The organism is Pseudomonas sp. N040, assembly GCF_015637705.1.
Lineage (GTDB): Bacteria > Pseudomonadota > Gammaproteobacteria > Pseudomonadales > Pseudomonadaceae > Aquipseudomonas.
The window spans coordinates 121872-138710 of sequence record NZ_JADOBE010000010.1; the positions used below are offsets into that span (position 1 = coordinate 121872).

Below are 16839 nucleotides of genomic sequence, written 5' to 3' on the forward strand. Positions count from 1 at the left end.
TATACACAGGCAACCCGGCGTGAGCTGTACCTGTGCTGGTGACCGGAGCTGGATGGGCCGCCAGAATATGGCGAGCGCACCATTTCCCCACCCCTGTGACGAGGGGGGAGCTGATGCGCGAGGGGGGGGTAGGGGGGGGGCTAAAAGCCGGGACTATGGCTGCAGGATGCCCAGCAGGTAGGCGCGGTCGACCAGATGCTTGCGGTTGCCGGCCTGGAATTTGCTGAGCAGATTCTTCATGTGCCACTTCACGGTTTCTTCACCGACGTCGAGCGCCTGGGCGATCTGCTTGTTCGACAGGTTTTGCGTCAGCAATTGCAGGATTTCGCGCTCCTTGGGGGTGAGCATCCGACTTGGCGAAACACTCGCCGAGGCGGTTACCCGCGGTGCCCGCGGAGGCTCGCCAGTGGCTGCTTGCGGCGCAGGGCCGGCTGTTGCAGCCTGTGCCGCCCAGGCGGACAACTGCGGGTGGGTATCGACCAGCACGCGTTGCAGGCCGAGTTCGGCGGCCAGGCTGAGGGCCTCGCGCAGCAGTGGCAGGCCATCTTCACCCAGCCGCTGGCGGGCGAGTGCCTGCAACAATTTCACCTGCACCGACTCACGCCCGCGGCGCAGTTGCTCCGCCAGGCGGGCCGCCTGTTCGAGCGGCGGCAATAGGTCCCGCCAGGCCTCCCTGGCAACCGCAGCATAGGCCTGTGCCAGTTGTGCGTAGAGGGCCAGTTCCGGCCCCAGCAGGCCCTGTTCCTGGCGGACGAAGTCGGGCAGCCGGCGTTCCAGGCGCAGCCACAGGGACTGACAGGTTTCGCTATGGCCGCGCAGGGCGTGCAGACGAATCTGCTCGGCCAGCGAAGCAATCGACAGGCGTGGCATCTGCCGGGTTTCACCCAGGGCGAACAGCTCATTGAGCAGGTCATGCGCACGGTGGGCCTGCCCCTGCAGCGCGGCGAGGCGTGCCGCAGTGAGGTGGCCGAGCATGATGCCTTCGGGTGCGGCCAGGTGCGCCAGCACGTCCATGCGGTTGGCCAGGATGGTGCCAGCCTCCTCCAGGGCGTCACGCTCGAGCAGTACGCTGGCCAGGGCGGTGGCGAGCAGCACGGCGATGCCGCTGCGCCGACCGAGTTCCTGGTCGGCTTTGCTCAGGCTGGCGCGCAGCACCCGTTCGGCACTGAGCATCTGTCCTTCCCAGAAATAAGACAGGCCGATAATCCATTCGCGGTGGCCGGACATGATATCCATAGCCAGGCCGCCGGAGCTGCGCTGCGCCTGCTGGCAATAGTGGCGGGTCAGCTCTGGCTGCCCCTCGCTCAGGGCCAGGCGGGCACGGTGATTGGTCATCACCGCCTGCAGGTTGCTTGAGCGTGGCGGGGGTTTCTGCAGCCATGGGCCGATGATGCTCAACGAGCGATCCGGCTGGTCGGCGAATAAGGCAGCAGTCGCGGCAATGGCCGCGGCTTCGCAGTGCTGCTCGTCGGACGCCTGGGGGTCGCCGCCAATTTGCTCGGCCAGGCGCAGCGCTTCGGCCTGCAGTTCGCTGCTGGCCAGCGACCAGGCCACGGCCAGGCGCAGGCGCGGGCGGCGTTCGACTTCTGCGCTTGGCAGCTGCTTCACCCAGTCCAGCACCCGTGCCAGGTGGCCGCGCAGCATGAGTTCGTACAGGCAGCTCTCAGCCAGGGCATAGGCTTGATCGGTTTGCCCGGCGAGCAGCGCCTGTTGCGCGGCGGCCTCGCGGAGGTCGTGGGCCGCGAGCCAATCGGCGGCGCGCTGGTGCAAGACCCGCCGCTCGCTGTCGGGCAGCGCGGCGAAGCGTTGGCGAAGCAGTTCCTGTGCCAGCGGATGGATACGCAACCAGTCACTGTCGACGCTCTCGATCAGGATCGGGGTGCTGTTCAGCAGCTCCTGCAACCAGGCTGGTGCGCGCGCATCACCCAACAGGGCGAGACAGAGCTCTGGATGAATCATCTCGAACAGCGAGATGCGCGTGAGGAAGTCGGTTTGTTGTGGCGAAAGGCGGGCCAGCAGCGAGTCGACCAGATGTTGTTGCAGGTTACCCCCGCTGGAGCCCAGTTCGCGGGTGGCCGCATGCAGGTCCGTAGCATGCTCGAGCGCGGAAATTGCCAGCTGCAGTCCCAGCGGCCAGCCCTCGGTGATTTCATGCAGGCGCACCCGGTCATCCAGCTCCAGGCGCTGGTCGAAACGTGCGGCGAGCAGGGCAAGGGTTTCGTCCAGGGTAAAGCGCAGCTCCTCGCTGCTGATCGAGCGAAACTGGCCATGGATCAGCAGCTTCGGCGTGGACTGGCCGAACCGCCCGCGCGAAGCCAGGGCAATGTGCAGATTGGCTGGGGCATTGCGCAGCAGGTAGGGCAGGGAATGGCGCAGCGTGGTGTCGGGCAGGTGATGCACATCATCAAGGATCAGCAGGGTCTCGGCGCCCAGATCGGCGATTTCTGCCAGCCAGCTGGTCAGCTCGCCCAGCTCGTCGGCTTCCTGACTGAGGCGCTGGGGAGCGCCCTGGGCTATCACCGGCCGGCCACTGCCGACGGCCTTGGCTACGGCCAGACCTTGAGCCAGGCGCGAGGGCACGTCTTGCTCGTCGAGACTCAACCAGACCACCACGCCGCCCTGTGCCAGCCACTCGCGGCGCCATTGCGCCAGCAGCTGGGTCTTGCCGAAGCCGGCCGGCGCCTGCAAAACCAGCACAGCCTTGTCGGTCAGCCGGGTCGCGTTCAGGCTCAGGCGGTTACGCAGCATGGCGGATTTATGCAGTCGCGGTGGTGTCGCTTTCAGGACCAGGCCAGGCTCTGTGCTCACTAGGCTCAAGTGCATTGCTCTCAACGGATGGGCTGTCTCCAGCTGACGACAAAGCATCGCTGGATGTTCTTGTGCGGGTCATGGCGCGCCTGCTTCGCCGCACCGGAATACTAGCCATTTGGCCATCGCCAGGGTCGTGAAGTCCAGACAGCCGTCGCGCGGTGCACCTTTACAGGCTGGCCCCGAACGCTGCGAGGCGTTGTATCGGCCTGCTCTGCCTTGCAGATTTCGTGGTCCTGCAGCAAGACCGAGCGTCTTGCGGGAATTGCTGCTTTGCGGATTTACGATTTGCGGATTTCCGATAGCTCGGACGGTCGCAGACTGGGACTCTATGTGCCTGTTAGCGGTAATGCGCATTGCGCTGAGCCGAAATCACAAGTAGTGCGCGGCCGGCTGGTGAATAATTGCCGGCCTGATTTACTACCCTCGCCGCGCGCGCAAGCCCGCCTGGAGACCCTGCTGGACATGACCGCCCACCAATCCGCCCCCGTTCGCCGGCACGCCTGGCTGCGCCGCCTGCTGGGCGAGCCGTTCCTGCAGTTCATCGTCCTTGGTGCGCTGATCTTCGTGGTGAATGCCCGCTTCGGCGTCGAGGCCGCCGCGACCCGCATCGACATCGATGCGCAGGATTGGCAGCGCCTCGCCGCCATGGCGCAAAAGCAGTGGGGCAAACCGGCGACTGCCGAGGAACTGCAAGATCTGGTGCAGCAGCAGATACGCGAGGAGGTGCTGTACCGCGAGGCGCTGGCCAGCGGCCTGCAGACCGACGACGTGATCGTGCGGCGGCGCCTGGTGCAGAAGATGGAGTTCCTCGCCCAGTCGGATGTGCCATTGCCCACTGAAGACGAAGTGCTGGCCTTCTACAAAGCGCACCCCGAGCGCTTTGGCGCGCCGGCCGAACTGAGCTTTCGCCAGCTTTACTTCAAGGACCCCGCGGCGGCCGAACAGGCGCTGGCGCAACTGCGCGCCGACCCGCAGGCCAGCGTGAGCGGCGAGCGCCTGATGCTGCCCGAGCACTTCGTTGCGCAGTCGCAGGCAATGGCCGCCCGCGAGTTCGGCGCAGCGTTCGCCGCGCAGCTGTTTGAATTGCCGGTCGGCCAGTGGAGCGCGCCGTTGCGCTCGCCCTTCGGTGTGCATCTGGTGCGGGTCGAGCGCCACGAACCGGCGCAGTTGCTGGAATACGCGACCATCCGTGACAAGGTGGCCGCCGAGCTGACCGCCCAGCGCCAGCAGGAGGCGCGTGACGCCGCCTACGCGGCGCTGCGCAGTCGCTACCAGATCCATATCGAGCCGCTGGCCGAGGCTGCCGCGCCATGATCCGCACGCTGCTGGTGCTGCTGTTGCTGCTCGGCAGCCGCGGCCTGCTGGCCCACGAAAGCCTGCCGGCCTCGCTGCTGCTGGTCGAGCAGCAGCCCGGGGAGTTCACTGCCAGCTGGCGCGTGCCGGCCGTGCAGGGCGGCGCGGCGCTGGCGATCAGTCCGCAGTTTCCGGCCGATTGCCAGGTGTTGCGCAGTGCGCCGCCGCGGATGACCGCCAGCTCGCAGGTCAGCGACAGCCGCCTGCGCTGCAGCGACGGCTTGCGCGACGCACTGATCCGCTTCGACGGCATGCCGGCGAGCCTGATCAACGCGCTGGTGCGCGTGCAGTACCTGGATGGCCACAGCCTGACCCGCATCGCCTCGCCGGCCGAGCCGCAGGTGCAGCTGCAGCGCGAGCAACCGCAGGCGGTGGATATCGGCGGCTACTTCGGCCTGGGCGTCGAGCACATCCTCGGCGGCCTCGACCATCTGCTGTTCGTCTTCTGCCTGATCCTGCTGGTGCGCGCGCCGCTGGCGCTGGTCAAGACCATCACCGCCTTCACCGTGGCCCACAGCATCACCCTGGCCGCGGCTACCCTCGGCTATGTGCAGGTACCCGGCGCGCCGGTGGAGGCCTGCATCGCGCTGTCGATCCTGTTCCTCGCCTGCGAGCTGCGCCGCCCGGCCGGGCAGGACCTGGCCAGCCGCAGGCCCTGGCTGGTGGCCTTCAGCTTCGGTCTGCTGCACGGCCTGGGTTTTGCCGGCGCGCTGAGCGAGGTCGGCCTGCCGCAGGGTGACATCCCGCTGGCGCTGCTACTGTTCAACCTCGGCGTCGAGGCCGGCCAACTGCTGTTCGTCACCGTGGTGCTGGCCGTACTGGCGCTGCTGCGCCGGCTACAGCGCCGCTGGCCGCAATGGCTGCAGCAGCTGCCGCTGTATGCGGCTGGCTCGCTGGCCGGATTCTGGTTTCTGCAACGCATGAGCCTGCTGCTGGGTTGGCAGGCCGTATGACACTTTCAGCTACAACACGAGCGAAGCCCTGATGAAAAACAAAATGAAGGTACTGTCACTGTGGACGCTGGGCATAGCCGCCATACTGGCGGTGATTGCCTCCTGCAGCACCCCCACGAGCAAGCCGGTCGAGACCGCCAAGGCACCGGCGCAAGCCTATGAGCACCCGCCGGTCAATCCGCTGAAGAATGCCTACTTCGGCGAACTGCACCTGCATACCAGCTACTCCATGGATGCCTTCGTGTTCCAGAATCACTCGGAGAACGACCCGCGCGCAGCCTATCGCTTCGCCCAGGGCGCGGAAGTGTCAATGCCGGGCAGCGAGCTCAAGCAACGGCTCAAGGTGCCGCTGGACTTCGCGGCGGTGACCGACCACTCCGAAGCTTTCGGCATGCTGGAGCAATGCCAGAACCCGGACAGTGAGAACTACCGTGCGATCGCTTGTTACGGCCTGCGCTTCAAGCTGAAAATCATGTTCGGCCGGCTGGTCAAGTCGCTGCAACAGGAAGGCCAGCACACCGGGCAGTACAACGAAGGGGTCTGTGGGGCTAGCGGGATCTTCTGCAAGACCTCGGCCAAGGAGATCTGGCAGGACATCCAGGCCGCGGCCAACGAGTATTACCAGCCGGGCAAGTTCACCACCTTCATCGGCTATGAATTCAGCCCGACGCTGAACCAGAGCGGCATGGTCCATCGCAACGTGATCTTCCGCGGCAGTGAAGTGCCGGACAGCGCCTTCAGCGCCCTCGACGGTTTTGCCGAGGACCTGCTGCGCTGGCTGGACAACCGTTGCCAGGGCGAGTGCCAGGCACTGGCGATCCCGCACAACCCGAACTGGTCCTGGGGCCTGATGTACGGCGACAGCAACAGCGACGCCACGCCGCTGACCCGTGACAACCTGCTGCTGCGCGCCAAGTACGAGAGCCTGGTGGAGATCTTCCAGATCAAGGGTGGTTCCGAGTGCGCCGCCGGGGTTGGCAACAACGACGAGCAGTGCGCCTTCGAGAACCTCTGGCCGGCCTGTACCGAGGAACAGCTCAAGGTCGACCCGCAGACCGGCCAGCACGCGCCGCGTTGCGTCGGACCCAACGACAGTTTCCGCCAGGTACTCAAGAAGGGCCTGGTCGAGCAGCAGAAGTGGGGCTTCAACCCCTACAAGGTCGGCTTCATCGGCTCCACCGATACGCATAACGGCACTCCCGGCGATACCGAGGAAAACACCTGGAAGGGCCACGGCGGCGAACCCGATTCGACCGCTGAATACCGCCTCGGCTACGAAACCAACATGGTTTCCGATGTGCTCGGCTTCCCGCTGATCAAGCTCAACCCGGGCGGCCTGGCCGGCATCTGGGCGCCGGAGAACACCCGCGAGGCGCTGTTCGATGCGATGAAGGCCAAGGAAACCTTCGCCACCAGCGGCACCCGCGTGCGCGTACGGCTGTTCGCCGGCTTCGACTACCCGAGCGACCTGCACCAGCAGGCCGACATGCTCAAGACCGCCTACGCCCAGGGCGTGCCCATGGGCGGCGACCTTGCTGCGGCCGCGCCGGGGCAGGCCCCGCGCCTGCTGGTGCAGGCCATGCGTGATGCCAACTCGGCACCGCTGCAGAAGATCCAGATCGTCAAGGGCTGGCTGGCCGATGGCCAGAGCCATGAGCAGGTCTACGACGTGGTCTGCTCTGATGGCCTGCAGCCGGATGCCCAGACCCACCTGTGCCCGAACAACGGTGCCAGGGTCAACCTGAGCGACTGCTCGATCTCCGCCGACAAGGGCGCCGCCGAACTGGCGACCACCTGGACCGACCCGGACTTCGACGCCAGTCAGTCGGCCTTCTACTACGCCCGCGTACTGGAGAACCCGGTATGCCGCTGGAGCCAGCACGACGCCAACGCGATCGGCAAGCCGCACCCGGACAACGCCCCGGCCACGGTACAGGAGCGTGCCTGGACCTCGCCGATCTGGTACGGCCCGCAAGGCTGAGGCACCCGAGGAGTCGGGCGGGCGGCCAGAGGCCGCTCGTCGGGCTCCCTCTGTCGCTCACGAGTGTCGTGAGATAGCACAAAGGTTTTCACCCTTTCAGTAATGCCAAAAATACATGTCTTCATCAGCAGCGCTCAGCGCCGCCACCTATAAGTAATCAATGAGCCACGTCGACAGCATCAGGACAGTGTTTTTCTGTGCAGTACTCTGCATGCTTGGGCCATGCGGGCCGGTCAGTGCTGTCGCTGCAGAACGACCATTAAGGATCGCCACCTACCACATAAAAAACGCTACCTCGGAGGTTTGCGTCAGGGTCATGCGCGAAGCCTACGAGCAGATTGGCGTGAGCATAAACATTGAAGAAATGCCGGGAGCACGCGCCATCTATTTGGCTGGCAAAGGGGAAGTTGATGGCTATGTTTGCGCATCGGACACGACTGGCATCCTGGATAGTAGTGTGATGATCGTGCCGGAACGCATATCCACATGGGATGTTTATGCGTTCGCAGACAAGCGAATCAAGGCAATCGACCTCGGAAAAATAAGCGATGGAACCTACCGTGTTAGCCACCAAAGAGGCTCAATAGGGATCGAAAAGAATAAAAAAATGAACTTACATCCGGCCAATAACACTGCGTCAGGGCTATTGCAGTTAACGCATGACCGGACGGATGTATTTTTAGGTGATCGCGAAATAGTCTTGGCGGAGGCTACTGGTCTGGGGATTGCAGACAGCTTGTTGGTCAGCGACAAGCCAGTTTTATCGTTTGAGCTTTACCATGTTCTCGCGGTGAAATATCGACCTGTCGTGGAGAGTCTCAATCCAATCCTCAAGAAAATGAAAGCAACAGGCCGGATAGACAAAATAAAGCTGGAAGTTGAAAACGATTTCAAGGCAAGAGCTCTCAATCCGGCAACGGCATTCATGCCATGAAAAACTACCGTTTTGAAATCATCCTCGCCGGACAGCCGCACGGGCTGTTCGGCAAACTTTTGCAGGAGCCAGCTTGCTGGCGAGGACGGCATGGATGCAGGCTGCCCGAGCCGAAAAGCTACTTGCTTGACTCGCTGCGCTACGTTTAGGCCTGCGCAGTGCTGGTGTAGGGCGGGTGCAACCCGCTGTGGCCGCGCGGGTTGCACCCGCCCTGCCAATTCAACCGGACAGCACCTGTTGCCGCGAGGCGACCATCGGCGCGCCGGGGTTCCCGGCGGGTAGCCTTGTCAGTGGTACAGCCAGGGTTGCAGGGCATCCAGGTTGGCCACCACGATCTGTTGCGCACTGGCCTTGGTTTCGACCTTGTTCGCGTCGATCTGGAAGCGCTGCAGCACGTACTGCACCAGCGCGCCACGGCTCGGCACGCTCAGCTGGCCGTTGCGCATGCCGTAGTCGGTCTCGATGATGGCTTTCTGCTCGGGGTTGAGGCGCTGGTCGGGCTCGATGATGACCTCCACCCGGGTGTTCCACGCCGCATCGGCCGCGCGATCATTGGCCGACGCATCCAGCACCTCGGGCACCCCGCGAAAGCGGCTCAGCACAAAGTCGCGGTAGGCCCTGTTCTTCTCGCAATAGGCGCGCACATGCCAGCGCATGCCGGTATACACCAGCGTGTGCGGCGCAATCAGGCGAATCTCGGAAACCGGCGTGGCAAACGACACGTACTCGGTTTCCAGGCGCAGGCCCTCGCGGCAGGCCTTGAGCAGCGGGCGCAACACCTGCGGGCGCACCGAGCGGTCCGGCACCTGCAGCACCTCGGTGTGGGCATAGGCCAGGGCCAGGCCGTCGATGTGCGGCGCGCGCTCGTGGTTCTGGTTGAGCAGGTGCAGATAGGCGCTGGCGCTGTCATCGATGAACAGTGGCTGGAACAGCTTGCTCGGCACATAGCCCTTCAGGTACTTGTCATATGTAAGGTTTCTGGGGGCATATTCGTTGATGTAGCTGTTGATGTCCTTCGACGCCTGCTGCCGGCTGATGCCGAAGCTCTGCATCAGGTGATTGGTGGTCAGGCGGCCTTCCCACCAGGCCACCGTCTCGATCAGGCGGTAGCGCAAAGCCAGATCCCAGCGCACCTGTTCAATCGATTGCTGTCGTTTCATCCCGCCTCCATCTGCTTGAAAACTTTACCTGTACGCGTAAACACTCTAGATGCGTCTAGTCACGCTACATATTCTGCAGCCTTACAGCAAGCCTGTGCGGCCAGTGAGAAGCGAAGCAGTGAATGAGTTCGAGACGTTCTGGATGGTTTCCGCCACGGCCCTGCTGGCGGGCATTGCGCTGCGGGTTGCCGGGCTGCGGCTAGGCAGCCTCAGGCAGGCCAATGCCGAACTGCTCAGGCAGAATGAGCGCTGCTGCGAGCGGCACCGCGCACTGCAGCAGGAACACCGCGCAATCATGTCGGCCCTGCGTGCGGAGCGCGAGCATGTCCAGCAGTTGCAGCGCAAGACCCGGCTGATGGCGCTATTGCTGGATGAATTGCACGAGCAGGCCACCATCACCGGTTCCCCGAGGGCATGACCATGTTGAAGACACTGCTGCTGGCGACACTGCTCCTGACCAGCGCGGCGCAGGCCGCCGACCGCGATCTCGATAACGATGGCGTGTGGGACTACGGCAAGGGCGGCATCGACCGCGACACCGACAATGACGGCAGCTGGGATTACGACAAGGGCGGGATTGACCGCGATCTGGACAACGATGGCAGCTGGGATCATGGCGCCGGCGGCATCGACCGCGATATCGACAACGACGGCAGCTGGGATCACGACAAGGGTGGTATCGACCGCGACCTGGATAACGACAACGTCTGGGACCAGGATCAAGGCGGCATCGACCGGGATCTGGACAACGATGGCCAGTGGGATGAATAGCCTTTATGCCTCAATGTGTTAGCTGCGCTTTACCCGTGCTCGGGACATGGCTACTGTGACTGCCTGCACCTGCAAGCTGATGAATTTGAATGATTTGCCCCGCACCAGCGCTGCCGGGCTTTGGAGTGATGGATGACTGATACAACCCTGTTGCGCGCGGCCTTGCTGGCTGCCGTGCCGGCTGATGGCAGCAGCATTGGCAACCAGTCCCTGCAAGCACAGCTGCGCAGCCAGTTTCCCCAGCTGACCGATGACGAATTCTGGGCTGTGCGGGATGGGCTGATTGCAGCCGGCGAGCTGGCCAAGGGCCGTGGGCGTGGCGGCGCGGTGCTGCGCACGCAGGTGGAAGATGGCGCCCGCAACCTGGCGCAGCAGACCTTGACTGCCGCCCGTGCGCGCCGTGAACAGGTAGCAGTCGCCGAAGTCTCCGGTACTTACCTGGCCGAAGCCGCCGCCAGCGTGCGCAGCCCGGCCAAACAGCAGGCCAGCAGCACCCTGCAAGACCTGCAGAAAACCCTCTGGGCCACCGCCGATAAGCTGCGCGCCAACATGGACGCTGCCGAGTACAAGCACATCGTGCTCGGCCTGATCTTCCTCAAGTACATCTCCGACAGCTTCGCCGGTCGCCGTATCGAACTGGAGCGCAAGCTGACCGACGAGAACGACGACTACTACCTGGGCAGCGATGACCCCGAGCTGATCAATGCCGAGCTGGAAGACCGCGACTACTACAAAGAGGTCAACGTGTTCTGGGTGCCGGCCGTGGCTCGTTGGGAGTCGCTGCGCGCCGCCGCCAAGCAGGTGGATATCGGCAAGCGCATCGACGACGCACTGAGCGCCATCGAAGCGGAAAACCCGCGCCTGAAGAACATCCTCGACAAGCGCTACGCCCGCGCCCAGTTGCCGGACGGCAAGCTCGGCGAGCTGGTGGACCTGATCTCCACCATCGGCTTTGGCACCGACGCCAACAAGGCCCGTGACCTGCTCGGCCAGGTCTACGAATACTTCCTCGGCCAGTTCGCCAGCGCCGAAGGCAAGAAGGGCGGGCAGTTCTACACGCCGGCCAGCATCGTCAAGACCCTGGTGGCGGTGCTCAACCCGCACCACGGCAAGGTCTATGACCCGTGCTGCGGCTCGGGCGGCATGTTTGTGCAGTCCGAGAAGTTTATCGAGGCCCACGGCGGCAAGCTCGGCGATGTGTCCATCTACGGTCAGGAGTCCAACCCCACTACCTGGCGCCTGGCGGCGATGAACCTGGCCATTCGTGGCATCGACTTCAACCTCGGCAAAGAGCCGGCCGACACCTTTATCCGCAACCAGCATGCCGACCTGCGTGCCGACTTCGTGCTGGCCAACCCGCCGTTCAATGTCAGCGACTGGTGGCACGGCAGCCTGGAAGGCGACCCGCGCTGGGTGTATGGCAGCCCGCCGCAAGGCAATGCCAACTACGCCTGGCTGCAGCACATGCTCTACCACCTCAAACCCAGCGGCCGCGCCGGCATTGTGCTGGCCAACGGCTCGATGAGCTCCAGCCAGAACAGCGAAGGCGACATCCGCCGCGCCATGGTCGAGGCCGACGTGGTGGAAGTGATGGTGGCGCTGCCCGGCCAGCTGTTCTTCAACACCCAGATACCCGCCTGCCTGTGGTTCCTGACCAAACAGAAAGTCGCCCGCCCCGGCGAAGTGCTGTTTATCGACGCCCGCAAACTCGGCACCAATGTCAGCCGCGTGCAGATCGAACTGCTCGACAGCGACATCGAACGCATCGCCCAGACCGTCGCCAACTGGCGCGGCGAACCGCTGGACGCCGCACAGGGAAGTGCCAGTGTCGCGGGAGGCAGGATGCCGGGAGCGACCGTGGGCGGAGGTCTCCACGACTACCAGGACATCCCCGGCTTTTGCCGCAGCGTCACACTCAGCGAAATCGCCGAACACGGCCATGTCCTGACGCCGGGCCGCTATGTCGGAGCCGAAGAGGTCGAGGATGACGACGAAGCCTTTGCCGACAAGATGCAAAAGCTCACCACCCAGTTTGGCGAACAGATGGCCAGGGGGTCAGAACTCGATCAGTTAATCCGGCAGAGGCTCGGGGGGCTGGGGTATGAGTTTTGATTTTTCTAAGGTTGGTGAACAGCCGCTACCTTCTGATTGGAAAAATGTGCGCCTTGGCGATTTGATCAGCTTGCGGGGAGGTCTGTCTTATAAGGGGGAGTTAATTTCTGATGATGGGAATTCACTCGTCACTATGGGCTGCGTTTCACCAGATGAGCCTTTTAAAAGAGCTGGATTGAAAAGATATACAGGGTCTTTTGGTGCTCAACACTCTCTGGGAGTTGGTGATCTAGTCATCGCAACTCGTGACGTAACTCAGAATAGAGTCGTTATTGGGTGCCCGGCCATAATTCCTAGCGGCTTACCGGGAAATGCGGTTATTGCTGCAACGAATTTGTATAAGGTTATAAATACTTCTTCGGTTGACAACCGCTTCTTGTATTGGGTCATGAAGTCGCCCAGCTATCGTGAGCAAATTGTAGCTTCCGCCAAGGGAACAACGGTGGTGATGTTGACTAAGGATGCTGTTGAAAACTTCACTTTCAAATTGCCTCCTCCATCGGAGCAGTCAGCAATTTATAGTTTTCTTGATTCCATAAACGACCGCATCACCCTGCTACGCGAAACCAACGCCACCCTGGAAGCCATCGCCCAGGCGCTGTTCAAATCCTGGTTCGTCGATTTCGACCCCGTGCGCGCCAAGGCCGCAGGCCTCGAACCCCAAGCCATGGACGCCCCCACCGCCGCCCTGTTCCCCGACAGCTTCGAAGACTCCGAACTGGGCTTGGTGCCGAAGGGGTGGAGCTGGGCCGCCTTGGCTGATGCCTATGAGATGAATCCGTCGCGTAAATTAAAAAAAGGTGAAGTTGCTCCTTATCTGGATATGTCCAGTGCTCCTACCTGTGGGCACTGCTCGGATGCATACATTCAGCGCGAGATGGGATCGGGAGCCAAGTTCACTAATGGCGATACCCTACTGGCACGCATCACGCCTTGCTTAGAGAACGGCAAGTCTGCATTTGTTGACTTCCTAGGTGATGGCCAAAATGGTTGGGGCTCAACAGAGTTTTTAGTGCTTCGTCCTAAATCACCTTTGCCCGAGTACCACGGTTATCTGTTGGCTCGACATAAGGCGTTTCGTGAGTTCGCTATTCAAAGCATGTCCGGCACCAGCGGGCGGCAGCGAATCCAAAATGATGTGCTAGGGCGTTTCTTTTTGGCGATTCCTACAGAGTCAGTGGCAAATGCATTTTCTGATCTTGTCATGCCAATTCAGAAATCAATTACGGCTAACCATCAGCAAGCCCAAACCCTCACCCAACTCCGCGACACCCTATTACCCCGCCTAATCTCCGGCCAATTGCGCCTGCCGGAGGCAGAAGCCCTTATTCAGGAGGCGCTATGAGCCTCAGCACCAATGCCAATTTCTCCAGACTGATTGAACATCTGCAGGCGCAGGGTGCAGCCGCGCAGCAACACAGCGAAAGCACACCGCTCTACCGCGAGTTTATCGAGGCCTTTCCGCTTGAGCGCATCAATCAGCTGGCGCTGGATGAGTACTGCGTCGGCAAAGGCGACCGGTCGTTCTGTTGGTGGCTGGAGGTCGGTCTTACACCGGTGTTGGGGCGCTACATGCCAGGCACGTCGCGTGGGCATATCCTTTATTACCGCAAGGATGGCAGCCTCTACCGGATCAAGAACTTTGATGGCTGGAGCGACGAAGATGCACTGAGGTACACGCTCAAAGTGCAGAGCACTATTGCAGCAGCAGATCCGGGGGAGGATTTGCGCTGGGTTGATGATGATGCGCAAATTTACCAACGCGCCGGGGTTGATCCGCTGGTTACTGTTGGAGAAGGCCGCAAACTAAGGCTGTTGTCCTGCTACAACCCATCAGAAACCTTGCCGATTTCATCCTCGGCGCACCTGGCCCACTTTCTCGTCACATTGGGCTGTTCTGAAGCGGATGTCCCTCCTTTCCGTCAGCCTGTAGCACGCATGCTGTTATTGCGTGATTACTATCTGAAAGCATGCGAGGCAGTCCCCGGTTTGAGTACTTATGGATTTATGCGCGGGCTGTATAGCGAGGAGGCTGGGTTAGCGCCCAAAAAGGAAGATGACGCGGGGGAAAGCCGAAAGGTTTTTGTGCCAGTCACCCTGACGTTTGGAGAGCCTGCACCTTGGGGTAGCGGCCTGATAACCCATGTCCGGCTTGCCGGGCGTGATGCGGATACTGCAGAAGCCAGCGTCAACCTCAAGCTGATGCGTCGCCATGCCGACGAGGCGGGGATTGCTTGTATTGCCGACTTCCAGAATGAGTTTAAAGGTCGGCAGAAAAAAGACACTGCTGAACGCTCCATGCAAACAGATTTACGCCATTTCGCCGGGAAGCTTTCCGATGGTAACCCGCAAAACAGGGCGCTGCTGGAGCTTGGTTATCTGGCGGATGTAAATACCCAATCAGTAAAGCCTGCCTACCTGCTGACCTGGAATCCCGAGCATTTCAAACTCGGGGGTGATGCGGGCGTAGCCCTCGGCGACGAGGTGGACTGGAACTGCCACTCCAGGCAGCCGCAGCCAGGCGATGTGGTTTATCTGGTTCGTCTGGGCAAGGAGCCGCGTGGCATTGTTGCCCGGGGCCTGGTAACCGAAGGCGCGCATGACGCCCCTGATTGGAAAGACCCGGTCAAGACTCGCAACTACATTCGATTCCGCATCGTAGAGCACCGCCCGGACTGCGCCAGCGGCCTGTTGCCCATGGTGCTTTTGAACAAGGCGCTACCCGATCAACGCTGGAATCCGCAAAGCTCCGGTGTCGAGATCAAGCCGGCGCTGGCCGTGCAGCTGGAGCAGCTCTGGCAGGCAGGAGAGGGCAGGCACAGTCTTCGGCAATATGTGGAATGGAGCAAGGCCTCACCTGTGGAGTCCCGACCTGAATGGTTGGGGCGCTATGAAGAGATTACCGAGCTGGCCAGGGGGTTGCGCAACGGGCAAGTTGGATTGGATACGATGGCTTTGCAGCGCTTGTGGCTGGATCGTGACAACGGCGTGTCGAGCTTGAAGCAGGGCGTGCTTTCACGCGCTGAATTGAGTGCGCAGCAGGTCACGATCACCGAGCTGACGCAAGGCATTCTGGCATCGCCAACCGGACAAACGCATGAGCAAGTCATGCAGCGCTGGCGGCAGGGGGTTGAGAGCGGACAGTTCAAAATGAACCGCCCGGCGATGATCAATCGCGTATTCGCGGCCATTGCACCTGACCAGTTCACCTCATTGCTGAAGACGGAGGATTGTCAGCTGCTCCTTCGCGGTTTGGCGGCGCAGTTTCAGTTGCCGGTAACCAGCCTCGATGAAGGCTGGTGCGGGCTAAATGCGCAGATCATCCGTTGCATGGACATGGCCGGGCTGGACATGAATACCGTGCTACCGAACAACATTGCCATGTGGCAATTGCTGGAAGCATTGCAAGGAGGGCCAGGCGTGGACCCAGTCGAGTTACCGGATACAACTATTCCGCTGAACCAGATCCTTTTTGGTCCGCCGGGTACCGGCAAGACCTATGCAACCATTGACCGTGCTCTGAAAATCCTCGATCCGGCGCTTGTCGCAAAACCAGACGTGCAGCGCGAAGAGCTGACGACTGCCTTCAAACGCTACATAGAGAATGGTCAGGTGGTGTTTTGTACCTTCCACCAGAGTTTCAGCTATGAGGATTTTGTCGAGGGCTTGCGCGCCGAAACCCTGGATGGGGCGCTGCATTACCGTGTGGAATCCGGGTTATTCAAGAAATTGTGTGAGCGGGCAAGTCTGGGGCGGCCAGCCGTGGATGACCCCTTCGATCAGGCACTGAAGGTTCTGTCAGAGCAGCTGGAAGCCAATGATGGCCGGCTGACGCTGAGTACCAGTAAAGGCAAGATTTTCGAGGTCGAGTATGCGGGCGGTTTGACCTTTCTGGTCTTCCCGAAAAGCAACGAAGAGCTGAAAAACGGTTATACCGGCAATATGGAACTGGTGCGCAAGCTCTACCAAACCGGTAGCAAGGAGGGTATCTACAACTCCTCGTATGTGGACGGCATGTTGGGCTATCTGCGCAAGGAGTGCGGTTTGCCGGAGTATCAGCCGAGTGCCATCCCGGCATCGCAGCGCGATAAATTTGTGTTGATTATTGATGAAATCAACCGTGGCAGCGTATCGCGGATATTTGGTGAGCTGATCACGCTCATCGAACCGTCCAAGCGCGCCGGCCAGCTTGAGGCACTTGAAGTCATGCTGCCGTACTCGAAGAAACCCTTCAGTGTGCCGGCCAACCTTTACCTGCTGGGTACGATGAACACCGCTGACCGCTCGCTGGCGGGCTTGGATATCGCCCTGCGTCGGCGCTTCACTTTTGTGGAGATGCCACCCAGACCCGATCTGCTGGATGAAATCGTGATCGAAGGCGTAAACATCGGTCAGCTTCTGGGTGTGATGAACCAGCGCATCGAGGTGCTGCTGGATCGCGATCACTGCCTGGGGCATGCCTACTTTATCCCGCTCAAAACCGATCCAAGCCTGGAGCTCCTGGGAGCCATCTTCCGCAACCAGATCATGCCGTTGCTGCAGGAGTATTTCTTTGAGGATTGGGAGCGTATCGCCTGGGTACTGAACGATCAGCGAGCGAAGGACAATGCCAGCGTGCCGTTCTTGCGGCGCCCCGAGAGCGAGCAGAACGTGGCCGCGCTGTTTGGCAACGAGGTGGCCGGCAAGCTCAATGACCAGCGCTGGGCGTTGAATGACGCGGCATTTGTTTCCATCGACAGCTACCGCAATATCCTGGGCTGAGCC

General features: G+C 61.6%; 12 protein-coding genes. 10 read left to right on the top strand and 2 right to left on the bottom strand.

Features of this window, described 5'->3' with window-relative positions; all coding sequences use genetic code 11:
- Positions 1–153: 153 nt before the first annotated feature.
- Positions 154–2748 (bottom strand): helix-turn-helix transcriptional regulator, encoded by a 2595-nt coding sequence (locus ISX93_RS15015; RefSeq protein WP_229732228.1) that lies wholly within the window; start codon positions 2746–2748, stop codon positions 154–156.
- Positions 2749–3273: 525 nt separating this feature from the next.
- Between ISX93_RS15015 and ISX93_RS15020 the strand changes: the two genes are divergently transcribed.
- The 5 genes from ISX93_RS15020 (at position 3274) to ISX93_RS15040 (ending at position 8181) form a co-directional block, all read left to right on the top strand.
- Positions 3274–4125, top strand: a complete 852-nt coding sequence (locus ISX93_RS15020) for a peptidyl-prolyl cis-trans isomerase (RefSeq protein ID WP_195779582.1) — start codon at positions 3274–3276, stop codon at positions 4123–4125.
- Positions 4122–5117, top strand: coding sequence for a HupE/UreJ family protein (locus ISX93_RS15025; RefSeq protein ID WP_195779583.1), 996 nt, complete (start codon positions 4122–4124; stop codon positions 5115–5117). The genes ISX93_RS15020 and ISX93_RS15025 overlap by 4 nt, the downstream gene beginning before the upstream one ends.
- Positions 5118–5160: 43 nt before the next feature.
- Entirely contained in the window at positions 5161–7098 is a 1938-nt protein-coding gene (locus tag ISX93_RS15030; RefSeq protein ID WP_195779584.1) for a DUF3604 domain-containing protein, read from the top strand.
- A 316-nt stretch (positions 7099–7414) separates the two neighbouring features.
- The gene (locus tag ISX93_RS15035) at positions 7415–8032 is read left to right on the top strand and encodes a transporter substrate-binding domain-containing protein (RefSeq protein ID WP_195779585.1); all 618 of its coding nucleotides are present in this window, start codon (positions 7415–7417) and stop codon (positions 8030–8032) included.
- Positions 8029–8181: a hypothetical protein gene (locus ISX93_RS15040; RefSeq protein WP_195779586.1), complete on the top strand. Its 153-nt coding sequence runs from the start codon at positions 8029–8031 to the stop codon at positions 8179–8181. The genes ISX93_RS15035 and ISX93_RS15040 overlap by 4 nt, the downstream gene beginning before the upstream one ends.
- A 138-nt stretch (positions 8182–8319) precedes the next feature.
- Here the strand turns inward: ISX93_RS15040 and ISX93_RS15045 are convergent, their stop codons facing one another.
- Positions 8320–9192: a helix-turn-helix transcriptional regulator gene (locus tag ISX93_RS15045; protein ID WP_195779587.1), complete on the bottom strand. Its 873-nt coding sequence runs from the start codon at positions 9190–9192 to the stop codon at positions 8320–8322.
- 118 nt (positions 9193–9310) lie between these two features.
- Here ISX93_RS15045 and ISX93_RS15050 point away from each other — a divergent pair, with 118 nt between their 5' ends.
- The 5 genes from ISX93_RS15050 (at position 9311) to ISX93_RS17185 (ending at position 16836) form a co-directional block, all read left to right on the top strand.
- On the top strand, positions 9311–9610 hold the full coding sequence (locus ISX93_RS15050; protein WP_308705345.1) for a hypothetical protein: 300 nt from the start codon (positions 9311–9313) through the stop codon (positions 9608–9610).
- Positions 9611–9612: 2 nt separating this feature from the next.
- A complete protein-coding gene (locus tag ISX93_RS15055) occupies positions 9613–9963 on the top strand; it encodes a hypothetical protein (protein ID WP_229732229.1) in 351 nt (116 codons plus the stop codon).
- 132 nt (positions 9964–10095) lie between these two features.
- Positions 10096–12075 (top strand): class I SAM-dependent DNA methyltransferase, encoded by a 1980-nt coding sequence (locus tag ISX93_RS15060; RefSeq protein ID WP_195779588.1) that lies wholly within the window; start codon positions 10096–10098, stop codon positions 12073–12075.
- A complete protein-coding gene (locus ISX93_RS15065) occupies positions 12065–13420 on the top strand; it encodes a restriction endonuclease subunit S (RefSeq protein ID WP_195779589.1) in 1356 nt (451 codons plus the stop codon). The genes ISX93_RS15060 and ISX93_RS15065 overlap by 11 nt, the downstream gene beginning before the upstream one ends.
- Complete coding sequence (locus ISX93_RS17185; protein WP_229732230.1) at positions 13417–16836, top strand: McrB family protein; 3420 nt, start codon at positions 13417–13419, stop codon at positions 16834–16836. The genes ISX93_RS15065 and ISX93_RS17185 overlap by 4 nt, the downstream gene beginning before the upstream one ends.
- Positions 16837–16839: the final 3 nt, after the last annotated feature.

Bases quoted from the DNA above. Each gene is read 5' to 3' on its own strand.
- ISX93_RS17185 (WP_229732230.1), top strand. From the start codon at position 13,417: ATGAGCCTCAGCACCAATGCCAATTTCTCCAGACTGATTGAACATCTG.
- ISX93_RS15065 (WP_195779589.1), top strand. From the start codon at position 12,065: ATGAGTTTTGATTTTTCTAAGGTTGGTGAACAGCCGCTACCTTCTGAT.
- ISX93_RS15025 (WP_195779583.1), top strand. From the start codon at position 4,122: ATGATCCGCACGCTGCTGGTGCTGCTGTTGCTGCTCGGCAGCCGCGGC.
- ISX93_RS15015 (WP_229732228.1), bottom strand. From the start codon at position 2,748: ATGCTGCGTAACCGCCTGAGCCTGAACGCGACCCGGCTGACCGACAAG.
- ISX93_RS15030 (WP_195779584.1), top strand. From the start codon at position 5,161: ATGAAGGTACTGTCACTGTGGACGCTGGGCATAGCCGCCATACTGGCG.
- ISX93_RS15040 (WP_195779586.1), top strand. From the start codon at position 8,029: ATGAAAAACTACCGTTTTGAAATCATCCTCGCCGGACAGCCGCACGGG.
- ISX93_RS15060 (WP_195779588.1), top strand. From the start codon at position 10,096: ATGACTGATACAACCCTGTTGCGCGCGGCCTTGCTGGCTGCCGTGCCG.
- ISX93_RS15020 (WP_195779582.1), top strand. From the start codon at position 3,274: ATGACCGCCCACCAATCCGCCCCCGTTCGCCGGCACGCCTGGCTGCGC.
- ISX93_RS15055 (WP_229732229.1), top strand. From the start codon at position 9,613: ATGTTGAAGACACTGCTGCTGGCGACACTGCTCCTGACCAGCGCGGCG.
- ISX93_RS15035 (WP_195779585.1), top strand. From the start codon at position 7,415: ATGCGCGAAGCCTACGAGCAGATTGGCGTGAGCATAAACATTGAAGAA.
- ISX93_RS15045 (WP_195779587.1), bottom strand. From the start codon at position 9,192: ATGAAACGACAGCAATCGATTGAACAGGTGCGCTGGGATCTGGCTTTG.